This is a genomic window from Actinomyces sp. Marseille-P3109 (assembly GCF_900323545.1).
Classification (GTDB): domain Bacteria; phylum Actinomycetota; class Actinomycetes; order Actinomycetales; family Actinomycetaceae; genus Actinomyces.
This window is the reverse complement of record NZ_OOHN01000008.1, coordinates 2,149,879-2,165,834: the sequence shown is the minus strand read 5'-3', so window position 1 is coordinate 2,165,834 and position 15,956 is coordinate 2,149,879. Positions and strand designations below refer to the sequence as shown.

The window sequence follows — 15,956 nt, the reverse complement described above, 5'->3', positions numbered from 1 at the left end:
ATGAGCTCAGGGCCGCCGCGGTCGGCCTCAGTGGGAGGCCGGTGAGTCGGGCTGTCCGCCAGGAGGAGGGGGAACGGGGCCGGGGGCCACGGCACCGCCGTGTTCCTGCTGCCCGTAGCCCGGACCGGCCGCGCCTGAGGCCGGCGGGGGGACCGAACCGGGTGCTTGCGCCTGACCGGGAACAGGGGACTGAGGCTGTCCGGGTGCGTATCCTACGGCTCCGGCTGGGGAAGCCTGGTACGCCTGCTGCTGAGTCCCCTTCTTACGATTGTTCAGGTACCAGAAGGCGCCGCCTCCGGCGGCTGCGACCACCAGCACTCCGATGATCACCCAGACCCACGGGAAGGCGGGGGTGTCCTTGCCGGTCACCCGGTACTCACCGGCCTCATCGAAGGTGACGGTGGTTCCGTCGATCTTGCCGCCGTCGGAGTTGGTGACTTTTCCGGGGAAGGTGACCGACAGGGAGAAATCCAGGTCGCTGTCGGCACTGGACAGTCCCCCGTTCCCGGTGTCGAAGACGTACTCGTCTCCCACGTGCTCGATGAGGTCATTGCTCTCGGAGATCTTGTCCTTCCCGCTGAAGGTGCAGGTGGGACGCCCTCCGGGCTCGGAGTAGGTCGCCTTGGCGTTCTCCAAGGCCCCCGACCCCGTCGACTCTTCGCAGCTCTCTTTGAGATCGTCTGATGATGCCGAAGAATTCTTCTTGTCTCGCGCGACGGCCACCTTGTAGTCGTAGGTATCGTCCTTGTTGATCGTGACGTCAACGGTGTAGGAGCCTCGGCTGTCCCGACTTGTGGCGGTGGGCGTCAATGCGTTGCCCGCGGAGGAGGCGAGCGCGAGGGATGCGAGAAGTGGGAGGAATGTCAGTGTGCGCAGGGTAAGGCGCAGGGGAGTGGTTGCTGCCATGAGCCTCACCCTAGACGATCGTCGGAGGTAAGAGGGCTGAACGGATGGTGAAGATCGGCCGGGATGACCCGGGATGAGTGCGGAGGGCCGGCGGCGGTCGAAAAAGGGCCGTGGCCCCGGAGTCGCGTAACTCCGGGGCCACGAGTGATGTGGGGCAGATGTCAGTAGGTGCCTTGTCCGGGCTGTCCGGGCTGGCCGGGCTGAGGGCCGTAGCCGGGCTGCCCGGGTTGGGCCTGAGGGGCTCCGTAGCCGGGCTGGGTACCGGGTTGGCCGCCGTAGGCCTGGCTGCTGTCGGGTTGAGCGCCGTAGGCCTGGCTGCTGTCGGGTTGAGCGCCGTAGCCCGGCTGCCCGGAGCCCTGGGGAGCGGCGCCGTAGCCCGGCTGCTGACCCGGCTGAGCCGGGAAGGGCTGGTTGGGGTCGTAGCCCTGACCGGGAGCGGCGTAGGGGGAGGCCTGGGCCTGGTTCTTCTTCTTCCGGGTGATGACGAAGGCGGCAACGCCTCCAGCGACCACGGCCAGGACGCCGACGCCGACAAGAATCCAGACCCACATGGGGATGGAGCCGTCCTTGCCCTTCACCTTGTGGTTCATCGAGTCGGTGAAGGTGACCTTGTTGCCGTCGACCTTGCCGCCGTCGGCCTCGGTGACTTTGCCGGGGAAGGTGACTGAGTAGTTGAGCTCGAGGCCCGGCACCGAGTCGGCGCTGGCAGAGCCGCCGGACGTGGCGTCGACGATGTACTCACCGTTCTTGTGGGTGATTCCCTTGGCGTCAGCGATCTTGCCGGATCCCTCGATGGTGCAGGTGCGGGTGTCGCCTTCATCCTTGAAGGTGAACTTGGCGTTCTTGTAGTAGTCGCCGGAGCTGAGGCTGTTGAAGCTCTCTGCGGTGCAGGCGTCTTCGGAGATGGCCTCGACGCCGGTTGAGGAGTCGACCATCTCCATCTTGATGGTGAACGAGTCGTTGGACTTGATGACGAGGTCGACGTCCATGGTGATCTTGAAGTCCAGATCGGCTTGAGGAGCGGCGTGCCCGGGTGCCCCAGCCAGGGCCAGGGCGGCGGACACAACAAGGACGACAAGAGCTGTCAACGCGGAAAAGGGCGCGGGGATGCGGCGAGCGGCGGCAGGTGTCATGGGCCCACAGTAGCGGTTCCGATGCTTGGTTGTAACCAGATATTCGTGGGGACCGCTCCCCGCCGGGCTGTCACTGAGGCTGCGGCGGCGGGGACCACTGGCCGTGCTGCTGGGGCGCCTGTGCGGGCAAGGGCGGGTAGGTGCCGTTGCCGGTCCCGGAGGGGGAGTGAGACGGCGTCGGCTGCATGGGGTACTGCTGAGGTGCTGGCTGGCCGAGGTAGGGCTGTTGCGGCACAGGGCCCTGGGTGGGGACGGCCTGCGCACCAGGCCCTGGTGCACCCTGCCCGCTTCGCTGGCGACGTCGGACAATGACCGCTGTCACGATGAGCCCGGCCGCCACGAGTGCGCCGACGCCACCGATGATCCAGGGAAGGACCTTGCTGATCGTGATCTCGGAGGCGGGACGGTCCTTGCCCTTGACCACGCGGCCCGTGAATTCGGTGAAGCTGACGGTGTTGCCCTCGACCTTGCCGCCCTCGCTCTGGGTCACCTCGCCCGGGAAAGTGGCCGCGTAGAACTGCTGCAGCTTCGGGGACGGTGTCTTGCGCTCGTTCAGGCTGGTGGTATCGATGGCGTACTCGCCGTTGCTGTGACTGATCGCGCCGTTGGTCTCGGAGATATTTCCCTTCTTCGTGATGGTGCAGACTCGTTTGTCCTTCCCGTCATCGAATTTCGGCTCAGCATTGGCAAAGATATTCGGTTCTACGAGGAAGTAGTCCAGGGTGCAGTTTTCCTCGTTGATGGGGGGAGCCCAGCTGTAGTCCGTCCGGTCGGTGATGACGAAAGACGCCTCAAAAGTGTCATCGCTCTTCACAGTCACCTTCATGTCGATGGTGACATTCAGCTCGTCGGCCGCCTGTCCCGGGGGAGTGATCAGGGCCATGGCGGCGACAAAGGCGAGGACGGCCAGCGCAGCCAGCGTTGTGCGGATGCTCTTGATGGCGAGGGCGCAGTTCATGGTGACACCCTAGCCGTCGCCTCGTCTGCCGGTCGGTTATTCGAGTGGCAGTACTACCCGTACTAAGTGGCAGTACTACCCGTACTACCCGCCCTGGTACGGCGGGTAGTACTGATCGCCGCTCCCCTCCTGCGGGGGGTGGAAGCCCGCGTACCCGTTGCCCTCCTGATAGGGCATCTGCGCGTGCCCCGTCCCGGGGGAGTAGATCCCATTGCCGTCCTGGGCCCCGTAGATGTTGGCGCCGGCCGGGTAGGCAGCATAGCCGGGGTCCTGAGGTGGGAAGGTGCCGGCACCTGCGCCCGGATCGATGTACGGGGAGTAGCCGGCCTGAAGATCGGCAACAGGGTAGGTCTGGGTGGGCCCCGACGTCGGCTGCTGGACGCCGGGCAGAGGCGACTGGTAGGGGCCGCTGATGTAGACGTCCGGTGGAGTGAAGCCGGCGGCTCCGACGTGCTGGGGGACCTCCCCGTACGGGGCGACGGGAACCATCTGCTGGGCGCGACGAACCCTCAGGAGGTAGAGCACGACACCCGCGACAATGAGGAGAACGACGCTGACGGCCAAGACGATCATCCACCAGCGCAGGTGGAACTGGCCGTCCTCGCCCTCGGCGTGAAGGCCGTCGGAGCTCTCCAGGGCGTTGTCCCAGGTGACTTTGTTTCCGTCGTTTCTGCCGTTGGACTTCGTCACCTCACCGGGGAAGGTCACCGACACGGAGACCTTGGTGCGTCCGGCGATGTCCTGATTCGACAGTTGCGGGTTCTTCGAGCTGAGCGTGCTCAACGAGTCAGGGGACAGATCGAAGACGTACTGCCCGCCCTCGTGCTTGATCGTCCACGTGTCGGTCTGCAGCTTGCTGAGCGGGACCGCTTTGGCGGTGACCTGGCAGGCCGGGTAGTTGTTGTGGGACGTGAAGGTGTAGGTCGCCTCGACGCCGTCGGGGAGAGGGCTTGACTTCCCCAGCTCCTTCTCACTGCAGTTCTCATTGTTGATGAGCCGCAGGTTGGAGGAGTCCCACATGATGTAGGTCAGGTCGACGGTCTCGTTCTTGTGGATGACGAAGTCGTAGCGGACTCCGCAGCCGGCCAGGAGCAGCGTGAGACCGGCCAGAACCGTCGCGACCACAGGCCGTGGAACAGTGCGGGAGGCATGATTCATGCGTCGAGTCTAAATCGGGAGCATTGCGGCACGGGAGCAACCGCCGGATCCGCTGTGCACGGGCCCGTACGGACGTACGGGTGCGCCGAGCGGCTCGCCGCCGAGGCGGCAGGGCCGTCCAGACGGAGGAGGCGGTGTTTGTCGCCTCGGCGTCGACAGGTGGCTACTTCTCGCGCGAGCCTCGCCTCCACGGCCTGCGTCGTGCCGTCAGCCATGCTCGCCGCCGCAGGACGGCTACCGTCAGAATGCCCCCGAGCAGCACCAGGCCGCTGGTCAGCCAGGTGCCGGATCGGGTCCACCAGGACACGCCCCGGGAGTCCTGGGCGTAGCCCGAGGCGCTGACGCCCTTGGCCACCGTGTCGGGGTCGTCCCAGGTGACCGTGGTGCCTGAGACCTTCCCCCCGCCGGACTGCGTCACCGCACCGGGGAAGGTGACCGAGACCTTGGTGTCGACGACGCCCTTGAAGGACGTGCTGTCCGACTGGGGCTCGCCCTGGGCGCCTGACGGGGCGACGGACGCCTCCGGTGCGGTGCCCGCTGCGCCGTCGGCTCCGCTCGAGTCCTGAGAGGGATCGGGGGCGAGGGGCTGGATCGTCACCTTGTAGACGTCGCCGTCGCGCATGACGATGGTGTTCGGCTCGGCCTGCGAGGCCTGGGGGACCTTGACCCCGCTGATGCTCACCTGGCAGCCGGGGCCGTCGTCGCCGGTGAGAGGATCGGCCTTGATCGTGGTGCCCGCGGGCACGCCCAGGGTGGTGGGGTCGGAGTAGGCGGAGCAGTCGGGGGTCTTGCCCTGGGGGAAGACGGTGCCGGTCGTGTCCCGTATCTCCAGGGCGACGTCGTAACTGCCCCGGGAGCTGATGGTCATGTCCATGTGGGCGGTGCAGGCGGTCAGCGCCAGGCAGGAGGCGGCCACCAGGATCGGGCGCATCAGCGGACGGAGTCGAGGGCGCACGAAGGGGCTCGCTGGACGGGACGCGGAAGATGGCGCGGCGGGCATGCGGGCACGCTACACGCTCGCACTGGACCTTCACTGAGGGCGGAACGGTGCCGTTTTAAAGGTGCTAAAAGCCGTCATCCTCCCGAATGTGGCCGATCACATGCCGCTCTGGCCGGGCGAAGTGGCCGAGTTGGGACCTTCGGCGATGTGACCTCGGGCTCCAGGTGGGGGAGTATTGCCCTCGACCGAGCGGGTCGGCAACGGCGCGCTCACCGGATCAACACACCCAAGGAAGGGACTCGCATGACTGTGTCTGAGAAGGACGTCCGCGCTGCTGCGCCGGCTAACGCCCCTGAGGATGTCATCGAATTCGTCACGCGTATCGCCGAGCTGGCCAAGCCCGAGAACGTCTACTTCGCGGACGGATCGCAGGAGGAGTGGGACCGCCTGACCACTGAGATGGTCGAGTCGGGCATGTTCACCCGCCTCAACCCCGACAAGCGCCCCAACTCCTTCCTCGCGCGCTCCCTGCCCAGCGACGTCGCCCGCGTAGAGTCCAGGACTTTCATCTGCTCCGAGAAGGAGGAGGACGCCGGCCCGACCAACAACTGGTACGACCCGGTCGAGATGAAGAAGATCCTCCACGAGAAGTTCGACGGCGCCATGCGCGGCCGGACCCTCTACGTCATCCCCTTCTCCATGGGCCCCCTGGGAGGCCCCATCTCCCAGCTCGGCATCGAGCTGACCGACTCCCCCTACGTGGTGGTCAACATGCGGATCATGACCCGTATGGGTTCGGCCGCCATGGACCTCATCGCCGAGGGTCGTCCCTGGGTCCCGGCCGTGCACTCCGTGGGCGCGCCGCTGGCCGAGCACGAGAAGGACACCGCCTGGCCCTGTAACGACGAGAAGTACATCACCCACTTCCCGGAGACCAACGAGATCTGGTCCTTCGGCTCCGGCTACGGCGGCAACGCCCTGCTGGGCAAGAAGTGCTACGCGCTGCGCATCGCCTCGACGATGGCCCGTCGTGACGGCTGGATGGCCGAGCACATGCTCATCCTGCGCCTGACCGACGAGAAGACCGGCAAGCAGTACCACGTCACCGCCGCCTTCCCGAGCGCCTGCGGCAAGACCAACCTCGCCATGCTCCAGCCCACCATCCCGGGCTACAAGGTCGAGACCGTCGGTGACGACATCGCCTGGATGCGCCCCGGCCCCGACGGCCGCCTGCGCGCCATCAACCCCGAGGCCGGCTTCTTCGGCGTCGCCCCCGGCACCTCCTACGACACCAACCCGATGGCCATGGACACCATGAAGGCCAACACCATCTTCACCAACGTCGCCCTGACCGACGACGGTGACGTGTGGTGGGAGGGCATCGACGCCCCGATGCCGGAGCACCTCATCGACTGGCAGGGCAACGACTTCACCCCGGCCGACGCCGCCGAGGGCAAGAAGGCCGCCCACCCCAACAGCCGCTTCACCACCCCGGCCTCGCAGTGCCCGATCATCTGCCCCGACTGGGAGGCTCCCGAGGGCGTGGCCGTCGACGCCATCCTCTTCGGTGGCCGCCGCGCCACCAACGTGCCGCTGGTCGCCGAGCAGTACGAGAACGCCCACGGCGTGTTCATCGGCTCCGCTGTGGCCTCCGAGGTCACCGCCGCCGCCCTGGACGCCAAGGTCGGCTCGCTGCGCCACGACCCGATGGCCATGCTGCCCTTCTGCGGCTACCACATGGCCGACTACTGGTCGCACTGGCTGGAGATGCAGGAGAAGCTGGGCGACAAGTTCCCCAAGGTCTACCAGGTCAACTGGTTCCGCAAGGACGAGAACGGCAAGTTCATCTGGCCCGGCTATGGCGAGAACTCCCGCGTGCTCGACTGGATCGTGCGCCGTGCCTCCGGCGAGGTCGAGGCGATCGACGGCGTGACCGGCCGCTACCCCAAGTTCGAGGACTTCAACCTCGAGGGCCTCGACCTGGGCGAGGAGGAGTGGGCCAAGATGTACGACATCGACCCCGAGGCCTGGGCCGCCGAGATGGACGACACCGAGGAGTACTACAAGCAGTTCGGTGACAAGCTGCCCGATGCCATCAAGGAGCAGCTCGCCAAGTTCCGTGAGCGCATCGCCGAGGCCAAGAAGGCCTGATCGCGGCTGAGACCCTTCCCTGCGAAGGGCTCTGACGGGGGTTCCCACCGGTTCGCCGGTGGGAACCCCCGCTTGTTGCCGCTGTTGCTGCCCTCGCCGCCGGCTCAGCGGCTGCTGCGCGCCGTGTCGGCGTCGAGGACGCACTCTCTGGCTCGACAACTGAGCGCCGGGGGGCATGTTGACTGTCCTGTCAGCGACGATGCGCGGAGGGAAAAGGCCTGGCAGGTCGCTGGTGTCCATGGTGCTGACATCACAGGCGCATCGGCGCTGCGCACCGCAGAAGAACCGCAGGATTCCAACGACTTTCGCTGGGTGCTTCGGCGGCAGGCTCGTTCATGTCAGCGCTGTGGACACCGGGCCGCGCAGGAGTGAGTCCGGGGTTCTTGCGGTATAGCCCGGTGCCTCCGTCACAGGTCCTCCTCCACCGTCCCCTGACCGCCGTCTGCGCTGGGGTCCGGAGGCTATGACTCGACTCCGGTCCCGCTTTGAGTCTCGCCTCGAGTCGGCCTACCTACTCCACGAGGGTCGGGATCTACTGGCCAAGGGGTGTGCTTACTGCACGAAGGCCCCACCTACCCGCAGTACCCTCAACCCTCGTCCGGTAGCACCCCACCCTCGCACAGTGCATCCAGATGAGGCCGGCAGCCACCAGAGTGACTGGGTCAATCTGCTCCGTCAGGTCGAAGCAGCAGCTTTCCCGTCTGGCAGAGGCACCCAAGCCGTGTCGTGAGATGTCATGACATCCGAAACTCTCAGAAGTCATGAGGCAGTGTATGAGCGCCGGGGACAGTCCTCGAACCGTGTGGTGCGTCCATGTGGGGCACGTCGGAGACGGGATGGTGAACGGTGCCCATCGGAGGACACGAATCGGCGCCGCGCTCGCTATTACAGTGACGAGGAGCCGATGGTGAGTGTTCGGATTGCTTTCCCATCGTGCCGGTGACCCCAGCAGCGTGGAAGGTGCCGAGTATGGAATGGCAGGACAACGACGTCGGTGGCGGTCGGGGTGACCTGTTCGATGAGACTCTGGGGAAGTCGATGCGGTGGTGGGCGACGGAGAAGTCTGATGGGCGCCTGCTCCTGCGACGCTCGGTGATGATCCGCTGCTGTGCGCTGCTGGTGCTCGTGGTGGGAGTGCCCGGCATGGTCCGCAAGGCTCTGCCGCTGATGAGCTCCCACATCACCGATTATGAAGCCAATGACGCCATGATCGTGGTGACCATAATCGGCATTCCGGTGGTCTGGGCGATCAATGTCCTGCGGCGTCAGACGGTGCTGAGTGCGGAGGGCATCGCCATGCGACGCCTCCTGTTCACCGAGCGGCGTCCCTGGGAATCGGTGGCCTCGAGATTCACGCTGTCGACGCTCAATCTGACTGACGGGCCGTCGTCGTACGGCGGATTCATTGAGCGGACTCGGATCGCAATCGAGAACGGTGACGGCAATGATGCCATCAGACTTCCCGGATGCGTCATCGGGATGACCTGGGGGAGCTCTGAGGACCGCGCCTCTGCGGCTGTGGGGGACTTGCAGTACTACATCTACGCGCGGGGGTGGAGTATCTCGGAGGATGCCGCTGTCAGCGAGGACCCCCGTCTCGTGGCGGCCCGGGTCCGGCACGGGGCGGAGAAGATGATGCAGCGCAGCCGCCTGGTGTTCCGCACTCCGCTCTGGCGCAGAATCAAGGAGCACCTGTGCAACGGTGGGCTCTTCCTCATCGGCATGGGGGTGCTGTTCATGGTGATGGGTGGTCAGCAGCTGTTCTTCGAGACGGCTCCGGTCAGTGGATCGGACCTCACCTTCGTGGTGTTCTTCCTTCTGCTCGGACCGGTCACCATGGCGTATCCCCTCTACAAGATCTACGGATGCTTCCAACGAGTCGTCGTGGACGATCGAGGGATTCGCGCCGGAAGGCGCTCCTGCGCCTGGCCGGAGTCCCGTTCTGGACTGTTCGTCGCCGGAGATCGGATCTTTGTCGTGTATGCCAACGGGCGGCACATCGCCTTGGACGGCGCCGGTGTGGCGTGGGGGAGCTTTCAGCGACGGCAGGAGCAGCTGGTTGCCAGATGCGAGGCTATCTGGCTCTGGGGTGTCGCCCGCGGCGCCACTCGAGAGACCGGCAGGTACGTCACCGTTCCGGATGAGGGCATGCAGAAAGAGCGCGAGATCCTCGAACGAGGCATTGGCTTGGCGGTACCTCGTCAGAGATAGCGGTACTCGGAGCAGGGATCCGAGCGTCAGTTGACGCGAGTCGAGTAAGGACTGCCGGAGGCGGGCTGGAGCGTGAGCTGCGGTAGGGCACTACCGTCACTGGCACGTTCGTGTACTTGACAGCCGAAAAGCTATGACGCACGCCTGTGCAACCTGATGTTGTGCGGGGGGTATAGCTGACTCGAAACGGCTACCAATATTATTTTTCAGGGTAGAATGAGTGTCATGCTCTGGAGATCTTCAAAGAAGAAGCCTGAATCGCATGGTTGCTGTCATTATTGCCAGTACGTGCCGGAGCCTTGCTCTGCGGAAGAGGAGAAACTGACTCAAAAGCTCACCAGGACTCATGCAGGCGATGCGGGTGTGCAATGCGAAAAGAAATTCATGGAAAACAGAGCGAATGAAGGTGGGGGTGAAATTGCGGGATATATTCCTTATGTTAAATTGAAATCAAATGTAAAGCCCGTTTTTGTTTTGTGGTATCAAATGCTGGTGATGTCGCCAATGCTGTTATTGTCGGTTGGATACTTTTCTGTGTATTTCGCGACAAGGAAGGGTGGGGTGACTGTCGAAGGAGTTAGAACCCTATATAGCCAGTCCTCGTCAGGATTGTTTCGTGAGGAGATCCTTGGCGTTTGCGGTTTCGTGATTGGTGCAGTAATGGCCTTAGCGGCCTTGTCGTGGGTGCGTCATCGGCGGCCTGAAAACCCTCATCACACTCGAATGTGGATCGTTGACATTCTTGACGATTCCTTGAAGGAAATGGTTTCTTTTTGTGCCACAGTAGTATTGTCTTCGCTGTTCGGCGTGCTTACAATTATGTATTGGATAAGCGTCTTCTCTGCAAGACAAAAAGGTGACCATATGGGTGGCGCAATTCTCATCGGGTCTGTGCTTATTATTGTGTCGGTGGTGGTGTATTCATTGCCATTGCTTCTGAGTACAACTGGAAATGTCCCACATCGCGAGCGCGTGCGTACCTTGCAGGATATCATAAGCTATTCGCGCTTTATGTCTGTTGTTCGAGGGTGGGGTGAGTGTAAAAAATTGTCCCGTCTAGGCATTGCGGTGCGGTATGCTTCGATTTTCGTTATTGCTTCTATTTCGATGGGAATTTCTTGGTGGTTGTGGGGTGGTAGAAATGTGTCAGTGGTCGCTGTAGCGTTATATGTTGGAGTGATCGCTGTCTATTTCGTTTGCTGTAAGATTTATTTTTCGATTAAACTCATCATTCGGTCATGTTTTTCGCGGTCGGCCTTTCTGTTGCTTTCTGGATTGTTCTGTGTGTCGCTACTTCTAATATTCTGGGCGGGGATGACGGAAGTTAGTAATCGTTCGAAAGACTCGTTTTTGGCGGTTTTGGCCGGTTTTTGGTGGATTGTACCTATTTATTTTTACGGGATACTTCGGAGGGTTCCGATGCTCGCTAGCCTAAATAGTATGCGTCTTTGCAGAGAGATCGAATCGCTTGCAAAAAGTTATGAGCAATTATTTTCTGGCGAGGTTGGGGGTGATCGGGATGTTGTTGCTATCGTTAATGAAGTACTTCCCGTTGGGGTCGTGCTTCGTAAAAAAGACCGGAGTGGTTGGGTGAAGCCCTGGTCTCGGCGGGCTGTGATGATGGTGCCGGAGGCGGGGAAACCTCGTAAACCTGGTCCTTATGACGTCGACCTACGGGCATATATCGCGAAGACGTTCGACATCGTTCTTCCTGGAACGGGGGCGCCTGTACTGCCCTCGCGGGTGCGGTCGTCCAATGGTGCTATCGACGAGTGGCATGTCGACTCGTTGTACTAATTGATTGCCCGCGATCTCCTGGGAACTCGATGTCTCCCGGGTGTGAGTGTCCTGGCGGTTCCGCGTCGGGGTCAGCCCACTTGAGTCTGCGCGGCGAGGGCTCGGTGGCGTCGAACGAGGAGAATGACGGCGATGATCCAGCAGGCCACGCCGCTGCAGAGCCCTGCCGCGAGCGGCCACACGAATAGGTGGAATAGGTGGAAGGTGAGACCGGGGCCTACAAAGACTGGATCGGTGTCACTCAGGCCATCGCATGAGACGCGATAATCTCCCGCCTTTGTGACTTTGAATGACAGGACAGAGTCATAGCTGCCGTAGTTGTTGGAGATGTGCGACCCGGTGCTGTGAGAGGTGGGGACCTCCTTGCCGTCCGGGGCGGTGACGGTGCAGGCGCTGGCGATGGCGTCTTCCGGTACGTACAGGGTGCGCTCATCGTTGCTGCTCAGAGTGACCTGCTGTCCGTTGGTGATGACGTCTCCACTCGTGGCGATGTTGGCGAGGACGATGGCGGAACCGATGCCCGCGATGAGCAGTCCCAGAAATGGGCCGGCGACGAGCAGGATGATCGCCGTGATCAGCTTCCCCACGTGAGTCGGGCGGGGGCGCTGCTGTCCGTACGGGGGCACAGCCTGATAGGGAGGCTGGTACGGGGGTTGGTTCTGGGGAGTCGACATCGATCTGTTTTCTGGGCGTGCTTCAGTTGTCGTCCTAGCATAGCAAGTCAGGTTTTCTGACGGGGCGGCCTATTTCGGCGTATCGGCCGGTGGAACCCTCGACATAGGAGACTCCAGATCCTTCGCCACGAGCGGGTGGGAACCTATCTCGCTCAAGACGTGACAGCCAGACTCAAGACGACGGATGCGAGCGTGAGCCGGGTGTCCGACCGTGGCCCGGCTGCGCCGCGCTGGGCGGGCCTTCCCTCCAGCCGTCCCTGGTGGCTGGGGCGCCACTCCTCCTCCCGGAGGTCACCGCTGTGTAACGTGACGTCATGCGCGAGTACTCACCTGACGGGCTCATGACGCCAGGCTCCTCCCATGAGGCTCCAGCCGCCGACGGCGCACAGGTGGGTCGGCTGCTCGACGAGACCGCCGCCGATCTGGCGCTGCGAGCCACCCGGTACCTGCGCAACCATTTCCGCGATCGGGTCACCATCGGGGACCTCTCGGCGCACCTCGCCTACAGCCCCTCCCACCTCACCCGGGTCTTCACGGCCGCCGTCGGAACCTCGCCCATGGACTACCTGGCTGCCTGGCGACTGCACGAGGCCAAGCACCTCCTCGTCGCCCACCGGATGGGCGTGGCCGAGACCTGTCACGAAGTCGGCTACACCTCGGTGGGTACCTTCAGCCGGCGCTTCCTGCGCGACGTCGGAATCCCGCCCGGCGCCCTGCGTCGCATCGCCGACCGGATCGCCGAGCGAACCCTGCCGGCCGTGAGCCTCCTGGTGCCGGCGGCGGGGAGGATCCGTGTCCGCCCGGAAGTCCCTGAGGAGATGCGCCGCGCACTCGGACCCGCCCCCCATCAGTGGGTCGGTACCTTTCCCCGCCCCGTCCCCAGCGGGCTGCCGGCCACCGGGACGCTGCGTCGCGGTATTGACGAGGTGGAGCTGCCCGTGGTTCCGGGCGCCCCCTGGATCCTCGCCACCATCCTTCCCGACGGCGCCAGCGTCCACGAGCACCTGGCCCCCACAAGCCCTCTCGTCGCGAGGCTCCGTGTCCCGTCGGCACCCGTCATCGGCGCCGTCACCCTTCCGGTGCGCGCCGCCCTCCCCTGGGATCCCGCGGTCCTCGTGGCCCTGGCGGCGATGGTCGTCTGACGGTCGTCTGAGGTGGTCTGAAACGGGCATCGCTCAAGAGAGCAGGATCGGAGTCGTTCGCCGTGCGCCGGCCGGTCTACCGTCGTGGAGCGTCACAACGTCCCTCGACACGCAGCTGGATACGTAAGGAGCCACTGATGACCGACACCACCGCCAATGCCCTGCCCGCTGAGCGCCTTGCCGGCTTTCCCTGCTGGATCGAGCTGTACACACCGGACATCGACGCCTCGGCCGCCTTCTACCGGAACCTTCTCGGCTGGGAGATCACCCCTGCCGAACCGGGCGAGCCGCTGACCACCGAGGTGCATCACGACGGTCGGCTCATCGGCTCCTTCGAGCCTGCCGAGGAGGCGCACGGGGACCCCGGCTGGCGGGTGAGCTTCATGGTCGACGACGTCCGTGCCGCAGCCGGAGCCGCCAAGGGAGCCGGTGGGGGTGTCGTTGTGGAGCCCACTCACGTCACTGAGACCATGGCCTACGCCCTCGCCTCCGACCCCGACGGTAACGTCGTCGGACTCCTGCAAGATGAGGACTTTGAGGGTCCCTACCCCTACCAGGCCGGGATGCCGGTGTGGTTCGACGTCCTGGCCAGCGACCTGGAGCTGGCCGAGCGCTTCTACCGGGAGGCCGCCGGGTGGCCCACCCGCCGGCTGACCATCGCCGACCAGGAGCAGCCCTTCTACACGAGCGTCGTCGGGGGCCGGTCTGTGAGCGGCGTCGGCCGGGCCGGCTACTTCGGGAGTGAGGAGGTCCCCTCGCGCTGGCGCATCTACTTCGGGGTTGAGGACGCGGACGCCGCCGCTCGGCGGGTGCGCGAGCTCGGGGGGACCGTCGTCGTCGAGCCCATCGACTTCACGTTCGGACGCATGGTGGAGGTGGCCGACCCGCACGGGGCGCGCTTCCTGCTCACCACCTTCTGACTCTCTGTCGTGCTCTCTGTCGTGTCTCCTCACCTCAGAGACGTGTGAGTGTCATGGCTTCTGAGGCGCGGGCAGGGCGGGCCGCCCGGGGGAACGAGACCTGACCGATGCCTGGTTCCACTGCTGGGGCGCCGGTAGGGGCCCTGTGAGCCCCCGGCAGAGCGGACATCGCCGCCCTGGCCACTGGGGCACCTGTAGGTCGGCTACTGCACGAGGGTGGGGGTGTACTGGCCAGGGATTGTCCGTACTGCACGAGACCCGGACCCCCGTGGAGTACCCCCGACTGTCGGCCAGTAGCCCCCGACCCTCGTGCAGTACGCGCCGAACGCCACCAGGGTCACCAAGCGCGCCCCTTCAGCGACGCGATCAAGTAACCCTGGCACCCGGGTGGCCCGCCTCGCCCCTGTCTCAGGTGCTCTGACCCCCAAAACCCTCAGAAGCCATGAGACAACACATCGGTGCCAGGACGCGCGGTGCCTGTGATTCCGGGCGTGATGCAGCCTCGATCCTCTAGGCTGAGGCCGTGAAGATCCTGCTCCTCGGCTCCGGCGCGCGCGAGCACGCCCTGGCCCGTGCCCTCGCCCGTGATCCGCAGACCACCGAGCTCGTCGTCGCTCCGGGCAACCCCGGGACCGCGGCCATCGCCACGAACCTCAACATCGACCCCTGCGTCCCCGAGGAGGTCGTCGCCCTGGCCACCCAGATGGGGGCCGACCTCGTCGTCGTCGGCCCCGAGGCGCCCCTGGTTGCCGGCGTCGCCGACGCCGTGCGCGACGCCGGGATCCCCTGCTTCGGCCCCGGCGCCGAGGCCGCCCGCCTGGAGGGCTCCAAGGCCTTCGCCAAGGAGGTCATGGCCGCCGCCGGCGTGCCCACCGCCGAGGCCGCCGTGTGCACCACCGAGGCCGAGCTGGCCGCCGCGCTGGACCGCTTCGGCAGCCCCTACGTCGTCAAGGAGGACGGCCTGGCCGCAGGCAAGGGCGTCGTCGTCACCGACGAGTACCCCGTCGCCCTGGCCCACGGACGCGCCTGCCTGAGCCGCGGCGGCGGCCGCGTCGTCGTCGAGGACTACCTCGACGGCCCCGAGGCATCCCTGTTCTGCGTGTGCGACGGCGCCACTGTCCGCCCCCTGGCTCCCGCCCAGGACTTCAAGCGGCTCCTCGACGAGGACGCCGGCCCCAACACCGGCGGCATGGGCGCCTACTCGCCCCTTTCATGGGCGCCGGCCGATCTGGCCGAGCAGGTGGTGCGCGAGGTCGCCCAGCCCGTCGTCGACGAGATGGCCCGCCGCGGTACCAGCTTCATCGGCCTGCTCTACTGCGGCCTGGCCCTGACCGGCCGCGGACTGCGCGTCGTCGAGTTCAACGTCCGCTTCGGCGACCCCGAGACCCAGGCCGTCCTGGCCCGCCTGACCTCCTCCCTGCCCGAACTGCTCCACGCCGCCGCCACCAGCGCCCTGGCCGAAGTCCCCGAACCCACCTGGTCCGATCAGTGCGCCGTCGACGTCGTCATCGCCGCCCCCGGCTACCCCGGCACCGTGACCACCGGCGGCGCCATCTCCGGGATCGAGGCCGCCGAGGAGCTCGACGACGTCCACGTCCTGCACGCCGGCACCGGCACCACCGAGCGCGGCGAGCTGGTGTCCACCGGCGGGCGCGTCCTGTCCGTCGTCGCCCTGGGCCCCACGGTGGAGGACGCGCGGGCGCGCGCCTACGAGGCCGTCGAGCGCATCGAGTTGGAGGGCGCCCACTACCGCACCGACATCGCCCGGACTTCTTCTGAGACCAAGCGCACAGCCGTTACCTGTTCGTGATATTTTCTCGCGGCGTCGCCGGCAGTGTTGCGCCGTGCCCGCCGGCGTCGGTGTTGACCCACGTCAGCGTCCGGGTCGGCCGTCCGAGGCCTCCCGTCTGCTCGATTCGTCTCCTTCCCACCGGTCGGAATTGCTCCGGTCGGCACCCGGGGCCGT

The 15,956-nt window shown here is 65.1% G+C and carries 12 protein-coding genes; 6 read left to right on the top strand and 6 right to left on the bottom strand.

Features of this window, described 5'->3' with window-relative positions; translation table 11 throughout:
• Positions 1 to 27 precede the first annotated feature (27 nt).
• From BQ8008_RS09380 to BQ8008_RS09360, 5 genes are all read right to left on the bottom strand, one after another.
• The gene (locus BQ8008_RS09380) at positions 28 to 906 is read right to left on the bottom strand and encodes an LppM family (lipo)protein (RefSeq protein ID WP_108833777.1); all 879 of its coding nucleotides are present in this window, start codon (positions 904 to 906) and stop codon (positions 28 to 30) included.
• A gap of 161 nt (positions 907 to 1,067) precedes the next feature.
• Complete coding sequence (locus BQ8008_RS09375; RefSeq protein ID WP_108833776.1) at positions 1,068 to 2,039, bottom strand: LppM family (lipo)protein; 972 nt, start codon at positions 2,037 to 2,039, stop codon at positions 1,068 to 1,070.
• A 70-nt stretch (positions 2,040 to 2,109) separates the two neighbouring features.
• Positions 2,110 to 2,997, bottom strand: coding sequence for a hypothetical protein (locus tag BQ8008_RS09370; protein ID WP_108833775.1), 888 nt, complete (start codon positions 2,995 to 2,997; stop codon positions 2,110 to 2,112).
• 84 nt (positions 2,998 to 3,081) lie between these two features.
• Positions 3,082 to 4,155 carry an LppM family (lipo)protein gene (locus tag BQ8008_RS09365; RefSeq protein ID WP_108833774.1) on the bottom strand — a complete coding sequence of 358 codons (1,074 nt, stop codon included), beginning with the start codon at positions 4,153 to 4,155 and terminating at the stop codon, positions 3,082 to 3,084.
• 163 nt (positions 4,156 to 4,318) lie between these two features.
• Positions 4,319 to 5,086 carry a translation initiation factor 2 gene (locus BQ8008_RS09360; RefSeq protein WP_234415327.1) on the bottom strand — a complete coding sequence of 256 codons (768 nt, stop codon included), beginning with the start codon at positions 5,084 to 5,086 and terminating at the stop codon, positions 4,319 to 4,321.
• A 312-nt stretch (positions 5,087 to 5,398) separates the two neighbouring features.
• Between BQ8008_RS09360 and BQ8008_RS09355 the strand changes: the two genes are divergently transcribed.
• From BQ8008_RS09355 to BQ8008_RS13355, 3 genes are all read left to right on the top strand, one after another.
• The gene (locus BQ8008_RS09355; protein WP_108833772.1) at positions 5,399 to 7,246 is read left to right on the top strand and encodes a phosphoenolpyruvate carboxykinase (GTP); all 1,848 of its coding nucleotides are present in this window, start codon (positions 5,399 to 5,401) and stop codon (positions 7,244 to 7,246) included.
• A gap of 969 nt (positions 7,247 to 8,215) precedes the next feature.
• The gene (locus BQ8008_RS09345) at positions 8,216 to 9,457 is read left to right on the top strand and encodes a hypothetical protein (RefSeq protein WP_108833770.1); all 1,242 of its coding nucleotides are present in this window, start codon (positions 8,216 to 8,218) and stop codon (positions 9,455 to 9,457) included.
• Between the two features lie 225 nt (positions 9,458 to 9,682).
• Positions 9,683 to 11,254 carry a hypothetical protein gene (locus BQ8008_RS13355; RefSeq protein ID WP_159086789.1) on the top strand — a complete coding sequence of 524 codons (1,572 nt, stop codon included), beginning with the start codon at positions 9,683 to 9,685 and terminating at the stop codon, positions 11,252 to 11,254.
• A gap of 71 nt (positions 11,255 to 11,325) precedes the next feature.
• On the opposite strand, the gene BQ8008_RS09340 is transcribed toward BQ8008_RS13355, so the two are convergent.
• Entirely contained in the window at positions 11,326 to 11,841 is a 516-nt protein-coding gene (locus BQ8008_RS09340; RefSeq protein WP_234415326.1) for a hypothetical protein, read from the bottom strand.
• Between the two features lie 401 nt (positions 11,842 to 12,242).
• On the opposite strand from BQ8008_RS09340, the gene BQ8008_RS09335 reads away from it, so the two are divergent.
• The 3 genes from BQ8008_RS09335 to purD all read left to right on the top strand — a co-directional run bounded on the left by BQ8008_RS09335 (position 12,243) and on the right by purD (position 15,800).
• The gene (locus tag BQ8008_RS09335) at positions 12,243 to 13,070 is read left to right on the top strand and encodes a helix-turn-helix domain-containing protein (RefSeq protein WP_108833768.1); all 828 of its coding nucleotides are present in this window, start codon (positions 12,243 to 12,245) and stop codon (positions 13,068 to 13,070) included.
• Positions 13,071 to 13,207: 137 nt separating this feature from the next.
• Positions 13,208 to 13,990 (top strand): VOC family protein, encoded by a 783-nt coding sequence (locus BQ8008_RS09330; RefSeq protein WP_108833767.1) that lies wholly within the window; start codon positions 13,208 to 13,210, stop codon positions 13,988 to 13,990.
• A gap of 523 nt (positions 13,991 to 14,513) precedes the next feature.
• Positions 14,514 to 15,800: a phosphoribosylamine--glycine ligase gene (gene purD, locus BQ8008_RS09325; protein ID WP_108833766.1), complete on the top strand. Its 1,287-nt coding sequence runs from the start codon at positions 14,514 to 14,516 to the stop codon at positions 15,798 to 15,800.
• The last annotated feature ends 156 nt before the right edge of the window (positions 15,801 to 15,956 follow it).